Origin of the sequence: Xenorhabdus koppenhoeferi, from assembly GCF_900116635.1 — a bacterium.
GTDB classification, from domain to species: Bacteria; Pseudomonadota; Gammaproteobacteria; order Enterobacterales; family Enterobacteriaceae; genus Xenorhabdus; species Xenorhabdus koppenhoeferi.
Genome location: NZ_FPBJ01000022.1, coordinates 1 through 20524, shown reverse-complemented (window position 1 = coordinate 20524; position 20524 = coordinate 1). Strand labels below are relative to the sequence as shown.

Sequence of the window (20524 nt, the reverse complement as noted above, 5' to 3'; positions counted from 1 at the left end):
TTCCACCATGCTAGAACAGATGGGAAAAGCAGCCAAAGCAGCATCATGGCAGTTGGCACAATTAAGTACCAGCCAAAAAAATCAGGTGTTGAATCACATTGCTGATTTGCTTGAAACAGAAAATGAAGTAATCCTTGCAGCCAATCAACAAGATATGGATCACGCTCGTGGGCAAAGCATGAGCGAAGCCCTGCTTGATCGGTTACTGCTGACACCAGAACGGTTGAATGCCATTGCAAATGATGTACGTCAGGTCTGTCGTTTGGCTGATCCGGTAGGGCAGGTTATTGATGGACAATTATTGGATAATGGATTGCAATTGAGCCGTCATCGAGTTCCTTTGGGTGTCATTGGCGTGATTTACGAAGCCCGTCCTAATGTGACCATTGATGTGGCATCACTGTGCCTGAAAACGGGTAATGCAGTAATACTGCGCGGTGGAAAAGAGACCCACCATACCAATCAGGCTATGGTTAAAGTTATTCAGCAAGCGTTGGAACAAAGTGGTTTACCTGCTGCGGCAGTTCAGTCTATCAATAGACCAGATCGCGAGCTGGTGGCTGAATTACTGAAAATGGATCGTTATGTAGATATGTTGATCCCGCGCGGTGGTGCTGGATTACATAAACTGTGTCGTGAACAATCTACGATCCCAGTGATTACCGGAGGCATTGGTGTTTGCCACACTTATGTAGATGAAAATATCAATACTGAAAAAGCATTAGAAATCATCACCAATGCAAAAGGTCAACGACCAAGTGCCTGTAATTCACTGGAAACCCTGTTGGTGAATGAGAAAATTGCAGCTGGTTTCCTGCCAATTCTAAGCACCAAAATGAAGGAACAGAGGGTGACACTACATGCGAGTGCATCAGCAATGGTATTGTTGAAAGATGGCCCAGCGACTGTCGTCGAAGTAGTGGAAGGGGATTACTGTGATGAATGGTTATCGCTGGATATGAATGTGGAGATTGTCAGCGATATCTATCAGGCTATCGATCATATTCGTACTTATGGTACTGCTCATTCTGATGCAATTTTGACTGAATCTTTGCAGCAGGCAGATTATTTTGTGCGTCACGTGGATTCTGCTGCTGTTTATGTGAATGCAAGCACTCGCTTTACTGATGGTGGTCAGTTTGGTTTGGGGGCTGAAGTGGCTGTCAGTACCCAGAAATTGCACTCCAGAGGCCCAATGGGGCTTGATGCTCTGACAACATATAAATGGATTGGCTATGGCGATTATTTACCCCGCAGCTAATCAAATTCTATTTTAATTAGAATTCATTCAACTATGTTGAGTCACACTTAATTTAGGTGTGACTTTTTGTTTGATGAAAAAATCATTTACATTATTTACATTAGTGTAAACTTTTAGTTACTATACTTTATATTTAAGCTTAATTTTATATCACCTTCAGGAAAGCAACGAAATGAAACAGACTCTATTTATCGTAGGCGCACGAGGTGCAGGGAAGACGACAATAGGTAAGTTGTTGGCTGAAGCATTGTCGTACAAATTTATTGACACTGATGACAGTATTCAAGCCTCCAGTAAAATGACTATCTCCGATCTTGTTGAAGAGCATGGCTGGGAATATTTCAGAAGAGTGGAAAGCCAGATATTGAAAACGGTGAGCCAAAATGAATGTACTATTTCAACGGGAGGGGGAATGGTATTGTCATCGGAAAATCGCCATTATATGCAACAAAATGGTATCGTGATTTATTTACAAGCATCCGCAGAAGTTTTAATCAAACGATTATCCCTCAACCCAGAAAACTCACAGCGCCCCAGCCTGACAGGGAAATCTATCATTGAAGAAATCAAGGGCATATTGGTTGAAAGAGAACCATTATACCGTGAGTGTGCTGATTTCATTGTAGATGCCAGTTTAGCGACAGAAAGTATCGTATCCAATATTAAGGCTTATATTTTAACGCAAGAAAATAAACTAATTTGATATATTAAAGTAATTTTAATTAATTATATTTGAGATATGGATATGCTTTTAAATTTTATTCGGCTACTTGTTCGTGTACTTTTTAGGGTCACGGTAGAAGGTGCTGATAAGCAGCTTAAACACCTTAAATGTATTATTATTACACCCAATCATATTTCGTTTCTGGATGGTCTTCCCATTGGCTTGTTTCTTCCGGTAAAGCCTGTATTTGCTATCTACTCTAATATTGCGGCCAGTCACTTTCTCAAATTCATCAAACTTTATGCGGATGTTGTCCCTCTAGAACCGACTAATCCGATGGCAGTGAGGACTCTGGTTAAAGAAAGAGAAAGGATGTCCTATCGTGAGGCGGGTTATGGATTTGGGATATGCTTCGGAAAAATTAATTTCTTATAGAGTTGAAGGCTTGTTATGGGTGAAAAAATCCTGAATCAGCTTAGTATTGAACTGGGTGATAAATTAAAACAGAAGAAACTATCTATAACTTGTGCAGAATCCTGCACAGGAGGCTGGATTGCCAAAGTGATCACAGATATTGCGGGAAGTTCAGCCTATTTTAATCGTGGATTCGTGACATACAGTAATGATGCCAAGCATGAAATGTTAGGGGTTTCATTGGACTCATTGGCACAATTTGGTGCAGTAAGTGAACAAGTTGTAAAAGAGATGGCGACAGGGGCGTTAGAAGTTGCCAAAGCGGATTTTGCTATTGCTGTCAGTGGCATTGCCGGACCGGACGGAGGCAGTGAAGAAAAACCGACTGGCGCGGTTTGGTTTGGGGTTGCCTTCTATGTTAGTGAGAATATACAGGTTTTGACATATCGTCAGCATTTTGCGGGTGATCGCAAAGCCGTGCGTTTGCAGGCTGTTATTTTTTCTTTAAAAAAATTGCTGGCAGAAATCACAAAAAATTAGCTTGATGCTGTATGATTATACAGTATACTCATACGGCACTTTGGTATCAGAAACAGTTTATCAGCAGTGGGGCAGCACCTTCATTGCTTGCGAAGGAGTAAACATGGCTAACGATGAAAACAAACAAAAAGCACTAGCAGCAGCATTGGGTCAGATTGAGAAACAATTTGGTAAAGGTTCCATTATGCGTTTGGGTGAAAATCGTTCAATGGATGTTGAAACCATTTCTACCGGCTCTCTGTCACTGGATATTGCGTTAGGCGCAGGTGGCCTTCCAATGGGGCGTATCGTTGAGATATACGGGCCTGAGTCTTCCGGGAAGACGACACTGACATTGCAAGTTATTGCAGCTGCTCAGCGTGAAGGCCGGACGTGTGCTTTTATTGATGCCGAACATGCCCTTGATCCAGTTTATGCCAAAAAGCTGGGTGTAGATATTGATAATCTGTTGTGTTCTCAGCCTGATACAGGTGAGCAGGCATTGGAAATCTGTGATGCTTTATCACGTTCTGGTGCGGTTGATGTCATCATTGTTGACTCTGTTGCGGCATTGACACCAAAAGCAGAAATTGAAGGTGAAATCGGTGATTCTCATATGGGGCTGGCAGCACGTATGATGAGTCAGGCTATGCGTAAACTGGCGGGTAATTTGAAAAACTCGAATACCCTGTTGATTTTTATCAACCAGATCCGCATGAAAATTGGTGTGATGTTTGGTAACCCTGAAACTACGACTGGTGGTAATGCACTGAAATTCTACGCATCTGTTCGCTTGGATATTCGTCGTACTGGCTCCGTGAAAAATGGCGATGAGGTTATTGGTAGCGAAACCCGTGTGAAAGTGGTCAAAAACAAAGTTGCAGCACCATTTAAACAGGCTGAATTCCAAATTCTTTATGGCGAAGGTATCAATACTCTCGGCGAGTTGATAGACCTCGGCGTTAAACACAAGATGGTGGAAAAAGCGGGTGCATGGTATAGCTATAACGGTGACAAAATTGGGCAAGGTAAAGCCAATGCCACTATTTATCTGAAAGAGCATCCGGAAGCTGCGGCCGAATTGAACAAAAAACTTCGCGATCTGTTGTTGCATAATACAGGGGACTTCAGCAGTGCAGCTTCAGGCTATGTGACAGATTACGAAGATAATGCTGAGGAAGTGAAAAACGAAGAATTCTAATTTCTTTTCAATCATAATTTTGTTTTTTAAACCACATCTATATAGGGTGTGGTTTTTGTTTTTAATGAGGAAATAAACATTCTTGAAATAGACGTATCGAAACTGGCTTAACGAACAGACTTTCAGAAAATGCCCAGACGAATTACAATGCTGAAAAGCGAATGGATTTATATGGGATTTTACTTCTTACGGGAGACACTCTATCTTAACCCTATTTTAATTTATTCGTGAGTTGAAATGGTAATGCGATATACCATCTCAATCATTCACACATCTGTTTTTCAGCTTGATTTCGGGACAATTATGAGCAAAAGCACCGCTGAGATCCGTCAAGCGTTTCTTGACTTTTTTCATACTAAAGGCCACCAAATAGTACCGAGTAGTTCGCTGGTACCAAACAATGATCCAACATTGTTGTTCACCAATGCAGGGATGAACCAGTTCAAAGATGTATTTCTAGGATTGGATAAAAGGCCTTATTCTAGAGCAACAACGTCTCAGCGCTGTGTTCGTGCTGGTGGTAAGCATAACGATTTAGAAAATGTGGGTTATACAGCCCGTCATCACACTTTCTTCGAAATGTTGGGTAACTTCAGTTTCGGCGACTATTTTAAACAAGATGCAATTAAATACGCATGGGAACTGTTGACCAGCGAAAAATGGTTTAATCTGCCAAAAGAAAAACTGTGGGTTACTGTCTATGAAACAGACGATGAAGCCTATGATATTTGGCATAAAGAAGTCGGTGTTCCAGCAGAAAGAATTATTCGCATTGGCGATAATAAAGGTGCCCCTTATGCGTCAGATAACTTCTGGCAAATGGGTGATACTGGTCCTTGTGGCCCTTGCACCGAAATTTTTTATGATCACGGTGAGCATATTTGGGGTGGCCCTCCAGGAAGTCCAGAAGAAGACGGTGACAGATATATTGAAATTTGGAACATCGTTTTCATGCAATTCAACCGTCATGCTGATGGCACGATGGAACCGCTGCCAAAACCTTCAGTTGATACCGGAATGGGATTGGAGCGTATTGCAGCAGTTTTGCAACACGTCAACTCCAACTACGAGATTGACCTATTTCAACATTTAATTGCTTCGGTTGCAGAAGTAACAGAATCGACAGATTTTACTAATAAATCTCTGCATGTTGTTGCAGACCATATCCGTGCATGTGCATTCTTAATCTGTGATGGTGTCATTCCATCCAATGAAAACCGTGGATATGTACTTCGCCGCATCATTCGCCGTGCAGTTCGCCATGGTAACATGCTGGGAGCAAAAGAAGCTTTCTTCTATAAACTCGTTGCACCATTGATCAAAATCATGGGCGCAGCTGGTGAGGACCTAAAACAACAGCAGGCTTTGGTTGAGCAGGTATTGAAAACAGAAGAAGAACAATTCGCCCGTACTTTGGAACGAGGTTTGCAGCTTCTGGATGACGAGTTGTCTAAATTATCTGGTGATATTCTCGACGGTGAAGCCGCTTTCCGTTTGTATGACACTTATGGCTTCCCTGTTGACCTTACTGCGGATGTTTGCCGTGAGCGTAACATCAAAGTGGATGAGGTTGGTTTTGATTTGTCTATGGAAAACCAGCGCCGCCGTGCTCGTGAATCCAGCGGTTTTGATACAGATTACAATGAATTAATCAAAGTCGATGGACAAAGTGATTTTTGTGGTTATGAACATAATTCTCAGCGGGCTGCTGTTATCGCCATCTTCCGTAATGGTGAATCTGTTGAACAAATTTATGCAGGTGAAGAAGCGATCGTTATACTTGATAAAACGGTTTTCTATGCTGAATCTGGTGGACAGGTTGGTGATACGGGTAATTTATTGAATGGCAATGGTGTATTTGAAGTACTCGATACACAGAAATATGCTCAGGCAATTGGTCATGTTGGTAAATTGATAAGTGGCACTTTGAGCGTTCATCATACTGTTAATGCTGAAATTGATGTGGTACGTAGAGGTGCGATCCGCTTGAACCACTCTGCGACTCATTTATTGCATTCAGCATTACGTCAAATTTTGGGAGAGCATGTTGCCCAGAAAGGCTCTTTGGTTAATGATAAGTACTTGCGTTTTGACTTCTCTCATTTTGAAGCAATGCACCCAGAACAGATCCGTCAGGTAGAAAAGTTGGTGAATGAAGAAATTCGCAAAAACTCACCAATTGTTACAGAACTAATGGAACTGGAAGAAGCAAAGTTTAAAGGTGCCATGGCACTGTTTGGTGAGAAGTATGATGAGAAAGTACGAGTACTGAGCATGGGCAGTTTTTCTACCGAGCTATGTGGTGGTACTCATGCGAGTCGTACTGGTGATATTGGGTTATTCCGTATATCCAGTGAGTCAGGTACAGCTGCAGGAATTCGCCGCATTGAAGCTACTACAGGGCAAACCGCGTTGAATGCAATCTATCAGCAAACTGATTTACTGCAAGATATTGCTCATTTAGTGAAAAGTGATATTAGTAGCCTGAATGATAAAGTGAAAACGACACTAGACAGAACGAAACAGTTGGAAAAAGAGTTGCAACAATTGAAATCTCAGCAGGCAGCTCAGGAAAGTTCTTCTCTAGTAAATCAGGCTAAAGAAATTCAAGGTGTTCGTTTGTTGGTAACGCAGTTAGGTGATGTTGAGCCGAAAATGCTCCGCACGATGGTTGATGATCTGAAAAACCAATTAGGATCAGCAATTATTGTGCTTTCTACAGTGACTGGTGATAAAGTCAGCCTAATTGTTGGTATAACAAAGGATTTGACTGCTAGAATAAAAGCAGGTGATTTAATCTCTTTTGTTGCTCAACAAGTCGGGGGTAAAGGAGGAGGGCGTCCTGATCTGGCACAGGCTGGTGGAATGGATGTAGTCGCTCTTCCTTCAGCACTAGCTAGTGTAGAAGAGTGGGTAGCACTGCGGTTATAGTTGGTATTGCCGTGACAGCAGCGGCATTGTGAAAGAATTTTTTATGATGCCGGATGTTTTTTGTTGTGAAATTGTTGAAATGTTGGGCACATACTTATATTTTAGCTATCCTATAGATATAGGAAATGTGTTCAAAACTGCTTATACTTTAAATAGATATCATTGCTTTACGTTTTCACGGTGTTTGATGGATAATAGCGGGGAAACCTAGAGACCCGACTCTTTTAAATTTTCAAGGAGCAAAGAATGCTTATTCTGACTCGTCGAGTTGGTGAAACACTCATGATAGGCGATGAGGTAACAGTCACAGTACTGGGAGTTAAAGGCAACCAAGTTCGCATTGGTGTAAATGCACCCAAGGAAGTTTCTGTTCACCGTGAAGAAATTTATCAACGGATCCAAGCAGAGAAATCTCAGCCTACAACTTTTTAATTCAAGAATGGCGTCCATGCTTTTTTAAGACTTGGGCGCTACTCTACTTTTATTTCCCTTCCTTTCTTATGAACCTAGCTGTTACATCCTTCTTGTTAGTCTAATTCTATTCTCTCACGTCTTTTTATTTTCTATCTGTCGAAAAGACATTGTTCATGAGGCTATAGCGATGAATAATTATCTTCATAAATTTTAACGGCGTTTATACCTGTCGTCTTTCAAGATGCAGCTTTGTTGGCTGCGCTCACTCACCCCGGTCACATAGTTATCTATGCTCCCGGGGATTCGTTCCTTGCCGTCGCGCTGCATCTTGAAATCCAATGGGTATAGATGATTTCACTGTTGATAAAACAGACCGTTAGATGTTAATCCAAGCATTTTGCGTGCTAAGTGTTCAAATGGAAAAAAGTTGCGAAAAATTGTTTGACTTATCAGGCAGGAAAAGTAATATGTGCGCCATCGCAGCGACGAAGAGCTTAGAGAAGAATTTTTGAGTAACATTAAAAAATAAAACTTCAAAAGCTAAGAAGTTAAAACTTCCGAGTTGTAATTCTTTAAAGCGAATGTTTTTAAAGATATGGTGAGGTGGCCGAGAGGCTGAAGGCGCTCCCCTGCTAAGGGAGTATGTGGTTAAGAGCTGCATCGAGGGTTCGAATCCCTCCCTCACCGCCATGCTTTATAAGCAATGCATCCGTAGCTCAGCTGGATAGAGTACTCGGCTACGAACCGAGCGGTCGGAGGTTCGAATCCTCCCGGATGCACCATATTCAATATCGTGATTTTATCAAGATATTTAGATTTTGAGGAAAGACAACAATATTGTCTGAAAAATAGTGTCTGAACAGAGATAGAAAACTGATAATGCATCCGTAGCTCAGCTGGATAGAGTACTCGGCTACGAACCGAGCGGTCGGAGGTTCGAATCCTCCCGGATGCACCATTTTAAACCCCTGCCCTATTAAGGCAGGGGTTTTTATTTTTACTCTCTTTCCAACTATAATATTTTCTCATTATTTCTCTTGTTTGAAATTTAATCGGTGGTACGGCGCTACCTATATGTAATCAGCGACAATTTGATTTGTTTAATATAAAGTAAACTCTTAGTAATAATCTTTTAAAACTCCACGGGAGGTCAAATTGATCCCGGATGTATCAAAAGCATTGTCATGGTTAGAGGCAAACCCTACCGTGTTAGACGGGATTTGTCGCGGTATTGAACGTGAAACATTGCGTGTTACTCCAGATGGTCATTTAGCTAACACGAAGCATCCAGAATCACTTGGCGCTTCTTTAACGCATAAATGGATTACAACTGATTTTGCTGAATCTCTATTGGAGTTTATTACCCCTGTTGATAATAATATAGATAGAACCATTGATTTTCTTAAAGATTTGCATCGTTATACTGCGCGGAATCTGGATAATGAAAAAATGTGGCCTCTGAGTATGCCATGTTTTATTGATAGAGAAGAGAATATCACTCTAGCACAATATGGTACGTCTAATATAGGCCGTTTTAAGACCTTGTATCGTGAGGGATTAAAGAATCGTTACGGCGCATTAATGCAGACGATTTCTGGTGTACATTATAACTTTTCTCTGCCAATAAGTTTTTGGCAGGCTCGGTTAGGTGTTAAAGATGTAGAAACTGGAAAAGAACAGATTTCGGATGGTTATCTTCGTTTGATCCGAAATTATTACCGCTTTGGATGGGTGATCCCTTATTTATTTGGCGCTTCACCAGCGATCTGCCCCTCTTTCCTGCGCGGACGAAACACCGCATTATCCTTTGAAGAAACGGAACAAGGAACTTGTTATCTACCTTACGCGACTTCATTAAGGATGAGTGACTTAGGGTATACTAACAAATCACAAAGTGATCTGAATATTACCTTTAATCATCTCCATACATATGTCGAAGGCCTGAAGAAAGCGATTCATAAACCGTCAGCAGAATTTGCGGCAATTGGTATCAAAAAAAAGGGAAACTATTTACAGCTCAATACTAATGTCCTCCAGATTGAAAATGAATTGTACGCACCTATACGGCCCAAACGTGTTACTAAGGAGGGCGAGTCGCCTTCAGATGCCTTGCTGAGAGGTGGTATAGAGTACATTGAAGTTCGTTCTCTGGATATCAATCCTTTCAGTGCAATTGGTGTGAATGAAACTCAGATTCGTTTTCTTGACTTGTTCTTGATATGGTGTGCTTTAGCTGATGCCCCTGAAATGGAAAATAAGGAGCTTGATTGCTGCCGTCAAAACTGGAGTAAGGTTATTTTGGAAGGGCGTAAACCAGGGCTGAGTATTGGCATTGGTTACGATATTGAACAACAGCCCCTTAAAGTTGTGGGACAGAAGTTATTCAGGGCATTAGAAAGAGTTGCTGAAGTCCTGGATACATACTCAGGAACGCAGTATCAATCAGTCTGCAAAGAGCTGGTGACTATGCTCGAAGATCCATCACTGACATTTTCAGGCCGTGTACTGGATAAAATGAAAGCTCAAGGAATCGTAGGTTTTGGATTGGAGTTAGCAAACGGGTACCATCAGGTATTGATTGAAGAACCTTATTCAATTTTGAATGAAGAAAGTTTCTCCATTCAGCGTGATGCTTCTGTATCGCTTCAACACAGTATTGAACAGCAAGACAGTATGAGTTTCGAAGACTATCTAAAACTTCATGCTGGGCATTAAAAAAAGAAAATGGCCACCACTGGTGGCCGAATAAAGTATCTTAGAGAATAGGAATGATAACAATTTGCGCGTCTTCATATATTATGACCAGCCGCAAATGAAAAGGTTTCATTTATCTGGAAAAACTTTCGTAAAAAATCTGATGCCTTAGGAGGTAGAGTAATGCCTTTATTGGATAGTTTTACAGTTGACCATACTCGCATGTCTGCACCTGCTGTTAGGGTTGCCAAGACAATGCAAACACCCAATGGTGATATCATCACGGTATTTGATTTACGTTTTTGTGTTCCCAATGAAGCAGTGATGCCAGAAAAAGGTATTCACACACTTGAGCACTTGTTTGCGGGTTTTATGCGCAATCATTTGAATAGTGATGGTGTTGATATTATCGATATTTCTCCAATGGGATGCCGTACTGGTTTTTATATGAGTTTGATAGGTGCTCCAGATGAACTGAGAGTCGCTGAAGCTTGGAAAGCTGCAATGGCTGATGTACTGAAAGTTCAAGATCAGAGCAAGATACCTGAATTGAACATTTATCAGTGCGGTACTTATGAAATGCACTCATTGAAAGAAGCTCAAGATATTGCTCAGAATATTCTTGATACTGATGTTCGTGTCAATCATAACGATGAATTAGCATTACCTGAAGAAAAGCTCGTGGAGTTACAGGTATAGGCTATTTGTAAGGGGAAAACCTAGCTTATATTGTCCACTAGCCTATATTTTCCAGAGGGCTGGTTTTGCTGGCCCTCTGTTATTCACTTTATTTTGTGTTTTTATTTATCGGTGTGACACGAACCTGCTTGATAACATTGTCATGTACCGCAAGAATCTCAAAGTTATATTCATTAATCTGCACCTGAACGTGCAATTCAGGAATCTCACCTAATTCTTCCAGAATCATTCCATTCATTGTTCTTGGACCATCCTCAGGAAGCGACCAGCCAAATGCTTTATTTAATTCGCGGATATTGGCTGTGCCATCAACCAGAACGGTTCCGTCACTTTGAGGAAGCGCTTCTTCTGCCAGAGTGGGAGACGTGGATGTAGTAAAGTCACCGACAATTTCTTCCAGAATATCTTCGACAGTCACTAGCCCTTGAATATCGCCATATTCGTCGACAATCAAGCCAACTTTTTGCTTGTTGCGCTGGAAGTTAACTAGTTGAATATTTAACAGGGTGCTGACAGGAATAAAGTAGATTTTATCTGCTGCTTTGATCAAATTTTTTTTCGTGAACTCTTTTTTCTCCGTCATCATTCGATAGGCTTCTCGAACTCGCAGCATACCAATCGCATCGTCCAGAGAGTCACGGTAAAGTACAATTCGTCCATGTGGAGAATGCGTTAACTGCCGAATAACGGATTTCCAATCAGAGTTGATATCAATGCCGACAATTTCATTACGAGGTACCATAATGTCGCCAATAGTCACTTTCTCAAGATCCAATATTGAGATCAACATATCCTGATTACGGCGTGATAGATTGGTATTTGATTCGTTTACTATTGTGCGTAATTCATCTTTACTGACAGCATCATTGCGAATATTTGACGTTTTGATGCCCAGGCACCTCATCAGCAGTAGACTGATTCTGTTAAATGTCCATACAAGAGGCAACATGATTTTTTCTAGTGGACGTAGCAGAAAACTACTGGGAAATGCCACTCTTTCTGGATAAAGTGCTGCAATAGTTTTTGGCATCACCTCAGAGAAAATGAGAATCACGAAAGTGAGTATACCTGTTGCAATAGCAACACCTGCATCCCCATAAAGGCGCATACCGACAATAGTAGCGAGAGAAGAGGCCAAAATATTGATGAGATTATTGCCAATAAGGATAAGACTGATAAGCCGATCTGGATGACGGAGCAAAGATTCTACTCTTCGTGCAGGAGTGCTTCCTTGTTTAGCTAAATGACGTAAGCGATAGCGATTGATGGTCATCATGCTAGTTTCTGAAGCAGAGAAGTAAGCCGAAACGATAACCATGACAACAAGAATGATAATTAGTGTGCCTGTTGAGACGTGCTCCAAAACAGAATTCCTTCCTAATATTTATACGAACTGGATACAGAGAGCTTTTAACGGCTTAATAAACCACAATTTCCTGCAATAGTCGGCTACCAAAAAACGCGAGTGTTAAAATAAACGCACCAATCAGATTAAACCAAATAACGAGCTTACCACGCCATCCTTCATGATAGTGTCCCCAAAGTAAAATAACGTAGACGAACCATGCAATGATAGACAAAATGGACTTATGGATGTTTTCTTTATTAAAAATATCATCCATATACATGATGCCGGTGCATAGCGTCAATGTTAGTAAAATTACACCAACTTGGGTAATGTGGAACATTTTGCGTTCAATGACCATTAGCGGAGGCATGCCAGAAGTAAAGGTGAGCTTTTTCTTTTTAAGCCGATAATCTAACCAGCCAAGTTGTAACGCATAAAGGGCTGCAATGAGCAAGGTGGCGTATCCAAGCAATGCCAGCCCAATGTGAATAAATAGTTCAATACTGCCTTCAAGGTGCGTAATAAATTCTCCCGGCATCAGACTGGTCAGTATCAAATTTATCATGGAAAAACTGTAAACTATTGGCAATAAAAACCATGCTCGACCGCAGAATGCTACGATTGTCATAATAATGGACATCAGCAAACTAACAATTGAACCTAAATTCAATAGGGTAAGATTCTGACCACTGCTGACATAAAACACTTGATATTTCAATGCAATCGAATGATTAAATAATGCTAGTATTGCGAAAAAAAGAGCCAGTTTTTGATAACTGTTTTGTTGGCGCAATAAACCTGGCACGATGAGCATCAGGCTAATGAGATAGGTAAGTAAAGCAATAATTGAAAATACCAGCATAACGTTTATCGTTTTCGCAATAATAATGTTTACCCTCCATCTTTCAAACCGTAGCTTTTTGAAATCTATTGGGTGTGGATTGAACTTAAAATTTAAGTATACCGCTAGCTGGGGTAGCCTCCAACCGTTGTTAATGATACTTGGGAATCTCTTTGCAGTGATCACGTGATCATCGTGTTATAATTCGTAAAATTTGCCTTACAGGTAGACCCACTTGTAGATATCTGAGCTGAGACAATGTTTGATAATTTAACTGACAGACTATCGCGCACACTGCGCAATATCAGCGGTCGAGGAAGGCTGACTGAAGATAATATTAAAGATACGCTGCGCGAAGTTCGTATGGCTTTGCTCGAAGCGGATGTTGCATTGCCTGTCGTGCGTGATTTCATTTCACGAATCAAAGAGAGTGCAGTGGGGCATGAGGTTAACAAAAGTCTGACACCTGGACAGGAATTCGTCAAAATAGTTCAGAATGAACTGGTGACGGCAATGGGGGAAGTTAACAGTGAATTAAACCTTTCTGCACAGCCCCCTGCTGTTGTTCTGATGGCCGGTTTACAAGGTGCCGGTAAAACAACCAGTGTTGCCAAATTGGGTAAGCTTCTAAAAGAAAAAAATAAGAAAAAAGTATTGGTCGTCTCTGCTGACGTTTACCGTCCTGCGGCGATCAAACAACTTGAAACACTGTCTGAAACGGTTGGAATTGATTTCTTTCCTTCAGAGCTGCAAGAGAAGCCAGTTGATATTGTCAACAAGGCAATTCAGCATGCCAAACTGAAATTCTATGATGTGTTGTTGGTCGATACCGCAGGTCGTCTGCATGTCGATGAAGCTATGATGGATGAAATTAAAGCGGTTCATGCAGCTATCAATCCTGTTGAAACCCTGTTTGTTGTTGATGCAATGACAGGTCAAGATGCTGCAAATACGGCAAAAGCATTTAATGAAGCATTGCCATTAACCGGGGTTGTCCTAACTAAAGTTGATGGTGATGCGCGTGGCGGTGCTGCGCTTTCCATTCGCCATATTACTGGCAAGCCGATTAAATTCCTCGGGGTTGGTGAAAAAACAGATGCGTTGGAACCTTTTTATCCTGATCGCATCGCATCCCGTATTCTCGGCATGGGAGACATGCTTTCACTAATTGAGGAAATTGAAAGTAAGGTTGACCGTACTCAAGCAGAAAAATTGGCATCAAAACTGAAAAAAGGCGATGGTTTTGATTTAAGTGATTTCCTGGAACAGCTCAAACAAATGCGTAACATGGGTGGAATGACCAGCATGTTGAGCAAAATGCCTGGAATGTCACAGGTTCCTGATGCCGTCAAATCTCAAATGGATGATAAAGTTCTGGTTAAAATGGAAGCAATTATTAATTCCATGACTCGCAAAGAGCGCGAGAAGCCAGAAATTATCAAAGGTTCCCGTAAGCGTCGTATTGCTACGGGATCTGGTACGCAAGTGCAGGATGTTAACCGTTTATTGAAGCAGTTTGATGAAATGCAGCGCATGATGAAAAAAATGAATAAAGGTGGCTTGGCGAAAATGATGCGGGGCATGAAAGGCATGCTGCCACCCGGATTTATGGGTCGATAATCGATAAAGTTGCGAAAGAAAATGTTCTTTGGATTGCTTTTTGTGCCAAAGTGAGTAAAATTTTCGGGCTTTTAAATGGACAGCCGGACTCCATTCCCCGATGAAGTCTGGTTGTTTTGCTAACTAATGAGGATGTTATGGTAACAATTCGTTTAGCTCGTGGTGGCGCAAAAAAGCGTCCGTTTTATCAAGTAGTCGTGACCGATAGCCGCAGTGCGCGTGACGGTCGTTTTATTGAGCGTGTTGGTTTTTTCAACCCAATCGCTTCAGGAAATGCAGAAGCCCTGCGTTTAGATCTAGACCGTATCGAACATTGGGTTGGTCTGGGTGCATCTATGTCTGATCGTGTTGCTGCACTGATCAAAGACGCTAAGAAAGCAGCTTAATCTGTCACGGTGGTAGCAATGAGCAAACAATCTGGCCTAAAGCACCCTGTTGAGCCAATTGTATTGGGGAAATTAGGATCGGCGTATGGCATTCGTGGTTGGCTCAGAGTTTTTTCTTCCACCGAACACACCGAAGACATTTTTGAATATCAGCCGTGGTTTATTCAACGTTCTGGCCAGTGGCAGTACGTTGAGCTGGAGGCGTGGAAATATCACAACCAAGATATTATCGTCAAAATCAAAGATATTGACGATCGGGATGCGGCAAATTTATTCACCAATTGTGAAATTATTGTGAATTCTAGCCAATTGCCAGAGCTGGAAGCAGATGATTATTACTGGAAAGACCTTATTGGTTGCCAAGTGATAAATACTGCGGGTTATGACCTTGGAACCATCAGTGACATGATGGAAACAGGTTCTAACGATGTGATGGTAATAAAAGCAAATCTGAAAGATGCATTCGGTATCAAGGAGCGGTTAGTTCCGTTTCTTGATGGGCAGGTTATCAAGAAAGTCGATCTCGCTACCAAATCTATTGAGGTAGATTGGGATCCTGGTTTCTAATCTCCGGTAAAAACGGTTTAAATGAGTGGGACGCAGCATGTGGATTGGGGTTATTAGCCTGTTTCCTGAAATGTTCCGCGCAATAACCGATTACGGGGTAACTGGTCGGGCAGTCAAGAATGGCCTGTTGAGTATCGAGTGCTGGAGTCCAAGGGATTTTACCTACGACCGACATCGTACTGTTGATGATCGTCCTTACGGCGGTGGTCCAGGCATGCTGATGATGCTGCAACCGTTAAGGGAAGCCATTCATGCAGCCAAAGTTTCGGCAGGTACCGGCGCAAAGGTGATTTATCTTTCACCTCAGGGACGCAAACTCGATCAGCAAGGAGTTTGTGAACTGGCAACAAATGAGAAATTAATTCTGGTTTGCGGTCGTTATGAAGGTATTGATGAGCGGGTAATCCAAACCGAAATTGACGAAGAATGGTCTATTGGTGATTACGTTCTTAGCGGGGGAGAACTTCCTGCAATGACAATGATTGACTCGATTTCTCGGTTTATTCCAGGAGTATTGGGGCATCAGGCGTCGGCAGAAGAAGACTCATTTTCTGATGGATTATTGGATTGTCCGCACTATACTCGTCCTGAAGTATTGGATGGAAAAGAAGTTCCCCCTGTTTTGTTATCGGGAAACCACGCCGAAATAAATCGCTGGCGGATGAAACAATCACTTGGCCGAACTTGGTTACGAAGGCCCGAACTTCTAGAAAGCCTAGCTCTGACTGACGAGCAAAGGATGTTGCTATTTGAATTCCAACAGGAATATCAAGAGTAAGCAACAAATTAATCCAGATATGTCCTGTAAAGGAATGTCTTTGATATATCAGTTTACCTAGGGTAAGAGAGTTATTATGAGCAACATTATTAAACAAATTGAACAAGAGCAGATGAAGCAAGACGTACCATCATTCCGTCCGGGTGACACCGTGGAAGTTAAGGTATGGGTCGTTGAAGGTTCTAAAAAGCGTCTGCAGACATTCGAGGGCGTGGTTATTGCGATTCGTAACCGCGGTCTGCACTCTGCATTCACTGTTCGTAAAATCTCTAACGGCGAAGGTGTTGAGCGTGTATTCCAGACTCACTCCCCAGTCGTAGACAGCATCAACGTTAAACGTCGTGGTGCTGTTCGTAGAGCTAAACTGTACTACCTGCGTGAGCGTTCTGGTAAGGCAGCTCGCATCAAAGAGCGTCTGAACGCGAAATAATACGCTTTCGCTACATCCGAAAGTTATCGTTAAAGGCCAGCACATCTGCTGGCCTTTTTTACATGCCCTCTCTGTCAGCAAAAGTGGTACGAGCGTTGAAATGCCAGCAGGCACAGCAAACGCCGCAAGGTGAAGTGTCAAATAGCAGTCATGAGTTAATTATTTGGATGCAGAAAAGTTATCTGCTGAATATTTCAAACAGAAATCGTAGCAGTATGAATGTGGTGTGTGAGAATAATTTTGTGGTCTGGCGTGAAGAGCATGATTAAATGTTCAATGCGCTTAGGTGACAGTATAAAAACGCCCTTTTTTGGTATTTCTTAGTTTAAAAAACCTTCATCGTTAGACAAGGGGTTTATGTCTGACAATATCTGCTTCCAAAAGTGCGCAGATGTACCGCATTACAATGCTCTCCCTTGCAGGCTACAGGAGTTTTTATAGCCGTTTTTCATGACTATATTCCCATCTATGATGGTGATATAGTCAGTTCAGATTAGCGAATTCTTTGAAATTCGACAAGAAGAGTTTTTACTTTATCGAAATGCAAATAGATTATTATTAATAAAATTTATAGCGACACATTTTTTAATATGGACCGCTATAAATAAAAACCAAATCAAAACTCAAGTATAGCTATATGTGTTAATCGTTTTCTCATCTAAGAAAAAATCACTCGGCTATATGAATACAAGTAATTTACTTATTATCTGGCAATAACAACCTTCCCATCAATAATGGATAAATATGGGTCATATGTAGAAATATACTCAGTCCCATTCTCATCCATTATTATTGGAGAACGACCGAAATTCCCTTTTTCTAGGCGAAATAGCCGTCCCTCTTTATACTTCACTAATCTGTAATCTTGCCATTTAGGGGACATTCTGGGGGTATATATTTTGCTATCAGTTAACTCTTCAAAATCCATTGAATCAAAAAATATTTTGGCGCTACTATTATCAGCCATTGCCCATTCTTCCCATGCAGGTTTACTTATTTTCCATAATTTATCGAGATCCTTATGTACAAGAATATTAATAATTTCTTGGTAGAAATTTTTAATTTCAGGGAGGTCATTTTCTGTTACCGGACGTGCTTTCGTCCACATCCAGTCAGGTAATCCATTCAGGTTAAATGATTTTCTTGCCTTGTAAAAGCCTTCATCACCAGGAGTGGTTGCCATCCCCGTGAATGCAAACTCTGACCCTGTTCTTCCTATTTGATTGAGAGACTCTGATGTCAGGGTATTGCCCTCCTTATCGACAGTCAATTTGATATGACTGATTATTTCCTCGTCACCGAAAGCGGATACTTTTTTTAATGTGGTTTCACACCGGGCGTTGGGATCAAATTTACTTGAGTTTTCAGATGTTCTGTCGCTAAAAAGTAATTCTATGGTATTAGTACCATTTTCCAGAAAAGCAGTTGCATTTAGACCACTGGATTGGACGCCATGGGTACCCGCACCGCGATTATCCATAGCCGGCATACCATTTACGCTTAAATAGCAAAAACTTTCTTGGATTCACATATTAAGCGCAACACCGTAATGGACGAAGTAAATGAGTGGGTATTCCTTTAAATAACTCATTCGGTGTTTTGTAATCTCGTGTTTTACGAGGGCGATTATTTAATCGGTTTGCCACAAGGTTAATCTCCCGCTCTGATACCTTATTAAAATCAGTTCCTTTTGGGAAGTAATCTCGGATTAATCCATTCGTGTTCTCATTTATCCCTCTTTCCCAAGGGGAATAGGGGTGAGCAAAATAAATTTTTGTCTCTAAATTTTTACTGATCCGTTCGTGTTCGGCAAATTCTAGGCCGTTATCAACGGTGATTGTTTTAACTTTATGTTTTATCATCGATAAATGTCTTGTTGCCGCTTTGGCGACACCTTCTGCTGTTTTATCTTCCAGTTTAATGATAATCGTAAATAACGATTTTCGTTCAACTAAAAATAATGCTTATCTGAATAAAATTACTGACATTCATTTTATAAATAGTAATTTCTTTGAGTCTGTCGAAGGTAAATATGATTACATATTCGCTAATGGACCAATTTCTCCTGAATCTTGGCCAGAAAAAAGCCTTTCAGGACATACCATATCAAGTTATGGAGAAATCCTTTTTAGCCAATATCGTAATTATCTAACAGATGAAGGGGTAATGTTTATGATATTTGCAGAATTTGGCCCAATGGAGGCATTCTACAAAACACTTCAAAAGTATTCCGTTATACACAAAGAAAAAAGAGAGAAAAAGTTTGAGGTATGGTGGAACTTTCATGAAATAATACAATAAATTTGATAAACAGCATAAATGTTATTAATCGATTCATTTTCAGTAAGACTCATGCTATCGCCCCGTCGAACGTTTTGTGCACAAAAGCAGTGGTTGTACTTACTAATTCAATACAACCACTTTCACTTTATACAACTTTAACAAATTTAAGAATCCAACACTTTTGAAAGCATCTCTTTAAACTGAGAAAGTGAAGCCACACCAACCAATGCATCAACGGGCTTACCATCTTTGAATACAACAGTAGTTGGGATACTACGAATACCATAACGTGCAGCAATGGAAGGTGCTTCATCAATATCCACTTCTCCGAATGTTGCACTTTTGCCCATATCTTCGGATAGTTTCTCGAATATTGGAGCAACCATACGACATGGACCACACCAAGGTGCCCAAAACCGGACAACAGAAATTTTTGTGTTTGAGGTCACTACATCATCAAAATTGTTTTCAAACAGTTCAATTAGATTACTCATCATTTCTCCACATAATGTCATTTATGACTAAAAATCCTTTTGGTTCAGTATGATAAATCAGTAACAGAGTTTATCCGTCAGACTGATGTTATCTCAAACAAACTTTATTCAATTATTCTATTGAATATCAGGATAATATCAACTATTGATCGTTCGAATTTTTTACTCTTTCCGTGAAAATTTTTTAGTTATTATTGAGAAACGATATTTTAAAAACTAAAGAAAAGCACTGGGTCTGCACTGCCCGCTTTTGACAGAGTTGAAACAAAATGTCAGCCCCCCTGTTCCGTCAAATATATTGTTAGTTGATTTATTGAAGGAATCATCAAAAAAAATGGCTTTTGATCACGTAAAAACTGGGTAAAATCTACCATTCTGGTATGTTATTTATTTTTTAGATAATTCCCTTTTGTTGCAATAACCATTTATCTAGTTCATTTGCGAACCGCTGGCGATCACGTTGGTTTAAAGCAGCAGGTCCTCCAGTTTGAATTCCACTCGCTCGCATCGTATCCATAAAATCACGCATAGTCAGACGTCCACGTATTGTCGCTTCACTATAGCGTTCTCCGCGCGGATTGAGTGCTATTGCACCTTTTTCGATCACTTCAGCAGCAAGAGGGATATCTGCTGTAATCACTAAATCACCGATTTCTGAGTGACGAACAATTTCATTGTCAGCGATATCAAACCCAGCTGGGACTTGTAACGTACGTAAAAAAGCGGACGCAGGTATACTTAGTCGTTGATTTGCCACGAATGTAACTCGTACTTTTTCACGTTCCGCTGCACGATATAATACTTCTTTTATAACCTTAGGACATGCATCAGCATCTACCCATATAGACATAACAGATTCCTCTTAATTTCAAATCATTAGTAATATGTGACTTCTCACCGCCCTATCGGGCGATGCTTCTTATTTCGTTAGCCGTTGCTCGATAGTATCGAGACTGACGCAGCTTCCATAAGCAGAGACG

General features: G+C 40.9%; 21 protein-coding genes, 3 tRNA genes and 1 pseudogene. 19 read left to right on the top strand and 6 right to left on the bottom strand.

Annotated elements, in window-relative coordinates:
* Positions 1 to 7: 7 nt before the first annotated feature.
* The 12 genes from proA to luxS all read left to right on the top strand — a co-directional run bounded on the left by proA (position 8) and on the right by luxS (position 10797).
* Positions 8 to 1261, top strand: coding sequence for a glutamate-5-semialdehyde dehydrogenase (proA, locus tag BM329_RS08735; protein WP_092551784.1), 1254 nt, complete (start codon positions 8 to 10; stop codon positions 1259 to 1261).
* A 172-nt stretch (positions 1262 to 1433) separates the two neighbouring features.
* Positions 1434 to 1964: a shikimate kinase AroL gene (gene aroL / locus BM329_RS08730; RefSeq protein ID WP_092551781.1), complete on the top strand. Its 531-nt coding sequence runs from the start codon at positions 1434 to 1436 to the stop codon at positions 1962 to 1964.
* A gap of 36 nt (positions 1965 to 2000) precedes the next feature.
* Complete coding sequence (locus tag BM329_RS08725; protein ID WP_245759044.1) at positions 2001 to 2360, top strand: hypothetical protein; 360 nt, start codon at positions 2001 to 2003, stop codon at positions 2358 to 2360.
* Positions 2361 to 2375: 15 nt separating this feature from the next.
* Positions 2376 to 2879, top strand: coding sequence for a nicotinamide-nucleotide amidase (gene pncC / locus BM329_RS08720; protein ID WP_092551779.1), 504 nt, complete (start codon positions 2376 to 2378; stop codon positions 2877 to 2879).
* Between the two features lie 103 nt (positions 2880 to 2982).
* Entirely contained in the window at positions 2983 to 4059 is a 1077-nt protein-coding gene (recA, locus tag BM329_RS08715; RefSeq protein WP_092551776.1) for a recombinase RecA, read from the top strand.
* 303 nt (positions 4060 to 4362) lie between these two features.
* A complete protein-coding gene (gene alaS, locus BM329_RS08710) occupies positions 4363 to 6990 on the top strand; it encodes an alanine--tRNA ligase (protein WP_092551880.1) in 2628 nt (875 codons plus the stop codon).
* Positions 6991 to 7236: 246 nt separating this feature from the next.
* Positions 7237 to 7422: a carbon storage regulator CsrA gene (gene csrA, locus BM329_RS08705; protein WP_010845367.1), complete on the top strand. Its 186-nt coding sequence runs from the start codon at positions 7237 to 7239 to the stop codon at positions 7420 to 7422.
* Positions 7423 to 8001: 579 nt separating this feature from the next.
* Positions 8002 to 8094: transfer RNA gene (locus tag BM329_RS08700), tRNA-Ser, on the top strand.
* A gap of 15 nt (positions 8095 to 8109) precedes the next feature.
* Positions 8110 to 8186, top strand: a tRNA-Arg gene (locus BM329_RS08695).
* Between the two features lie 99 nt (positions 8187 to 8285).
* Positions 8286 to 8362, top strand: a tRNA-Arg gene (locus BM329_RS08690).
* Between the two features lie 197 nt (positions 8363 to 8559).
* Entirely contained in the window at positions 8560 to 10119 is a 1560-nt protein-coding gene (gene gshA / locus BM329_RS08685) for a glutamate--cysteine ligase (protein ID WP_092551773.1), read from the top strand.
* Positions 10120 to 10281: 162 nt separating this feature from the next.
* The gene (gene luxS / locus BM329_RS08680) at positions 10282 to 10797 is read left to right on the top strand and encodes an S-ribosylhomocysteine lyase (protein WP_092551770.1); all 516 of its coding nucleotides are present in this window, start codon (positions 10282 to 10284) and stop codon (positions 10795 to 10797) included.
* 88 nt (positions 10798 to 10885) lie between these two features.
* On the opposite strand, the gene BM329_RS08675 is transcribed toward luxS, so the two are convergent.
* Together BM329_RS08675 and BM329_RS08670 are read right to left on the bottom strand one after the other, a co-directional pair.
* Positions 10886 to 12160: an HlyC/CorC family transporter gene (locus BM329_RS08675; RefSeq protein WP_092551767.1), complete on the bottom strand. Its 1275-nt coding sequence runs from the start codon at positions 12158 to 12160 to the stop codon at positions 10886 to 10888.
* A gap of 55 nt (positions 12161 to 12215) precedes the next feature.
* On the bottom strand, positions 12216 to 13007 hold the full coding sequence (locus BM329_RS08670) for a cytochrome C assembly family protein (RefSeq protein WP_092551764.1): 792 nt from the start codon (positions 13005 to 13007) through the stop codon (positions 12216 to 12218).
* A 237-nt stretch (positions 13008 to 13244) separates the two neighbouring features.
* On the opposite strand from BM329_RS08670, the gene ffh reads away from it, so the two are divergent.
* The 6 genes from ffh to BM329_RS08640 all read left to right on the top strand — a co-directional run bounded on the left by ffh (position 13245) and on the right by BM329_RS08640 (position 17036).
* The gene (gene ffh, locus BM329_RS08665) at positions 13245 to 14606 is read left to right on the top strand and encodes a signal recognition particle protein (RefSeq protein WP_092551761.1); all 1362 of its coding nucleotides are present in this window, start codon (positions 13245 to 13247) and stop codon (positions 14604 to 14606) included.
* Between the two features lie 137 nt (positions 14607 to 14743).
* Entirely contained in the window at positions 14744 to 14992 is a 249-nt protein-coding gene (gene rpsP, locus BM329_RS08660; protein WP_092551758.1) for a 30S ribosomal protein S16, read from the top strand.
* A gap of 18 nt (positions 14993 to 15010) precedes the next feature.
* On the top strand, positions 15011 to 15559 hold the full coding sequence (rimM, locus tag BM329_RS08655; protein ID WP_092551755.1) for a ribosome maturation factor RimM: 549 nt from the start codon (positions 15011 to 15013) through the stop codon (positions 15557 to 15559).
* A gap of 37 nt (positions 15560 to 15596) precedes the next feature.
* Positions 15597 to 16337, top strand: coding sequence for a tRNA (guanosine(37)-N1)-methyltransferase TrmD (gene trmD / locus BM329_RS08650; RefSeq protein ID WP_092551751.1), 741 nt, complete (start codon positions 15597 to 15599; stop codon positions 16335 to 16337).
* A gap of 76 nt (positions 16338 to 16413) precedes the next feature.
* Positions 16414 to 16767, top strand: coding sequence for a 50S ribosomal protein L19 (gene rplS / locus BM329_RS08645; RefSeq protein WP_038262425.1), 354 nt, complete (start codon positions 16414 to 16416; stop codon positions 16765 to 16767).
* 62 nt (positions 16768 to 16829) lie between these two features.
* The gene (locus BM329_RS08640; protein ID WP_092551748.1) at positions 16830 to 17036 is read left to right on the top strand and encodes a hypothetical protein; all 207 of its coding nucleotides are present in this window, start codon (positions 16830 to 16832) and stop codon (positions 17034 to 17036) included.
* 434 nt (positions 17037 to 17470) lie between these two features.
* Here the strand turns inward: BM329_RS08640 and BM329_RS08635 are convergent, their stop codons facing one another.
* Both BM329_RS08635 and BM329_RS08630 read right to left on the bottom strand, forming a co-directional pair.
* Entirely contained in the window at positions 17471 to 18247 is a 777-nt protein-coding gene (locus BM329_RS08635) for a hypothetical protein (protein ID WP_143101229.1), read from the bottom strand.
* Positions 18248 to 18299: 52 nt separating this feature from the next.
* Positions 18300 to 18728: pseudogene (locus BM329_RS08630) on the bottom strand (IS30 family transposase); the annotation flags it as partial.
* Here BM329_RS08630 and BM329_RS15025 point away from each other — a divergent pair.
* Positions 18688 to 19068, top strand: a complete 381-nt coding sequence (locus tag BM329_RS15025) for a methyltransferase (RefSeq protein ID WP_092551742.1) — start codon at positions 18688 to 18690, stop codon at positions 19066 to 19068. The pseudogene BM329_RS08630 and the gene BM329_RS15025 overlap by 41 nt on opposite strands.
* Before the next feature lie 146 nt (positions 19069 to 19214).
* Here BM329_RS15025 and trxA read toward each other — a convergent pair whose 3' ends face one another.
* Positions 19215 to 19544 carry a thioredoxin gene (gene trxA / locus BM329_RS08620; RefSeq protein ID WP_092551739.1) on the bottom strand — a complete coding sequence of 110 codons (330 nt, stop codon included), beginning with the start codon at positions 19542 to 19544 and terminating at the stop codon, positions 19215 to 19217.
* Positions 19545 to 19938: 394 nt separating this feature from the next.
* Positions 19939 to 20394, bottom strand: a complete 456-nt coding sequence (locus BM329_RS08615; protein WP_092551736.1) for a YaiI/YqxD family protein — start codon at positions 20392 to 20394, stop codon at positions 19939 to 19941.
* Positions 20395 to 20524 lie beyond the last annotated feature (130 nt).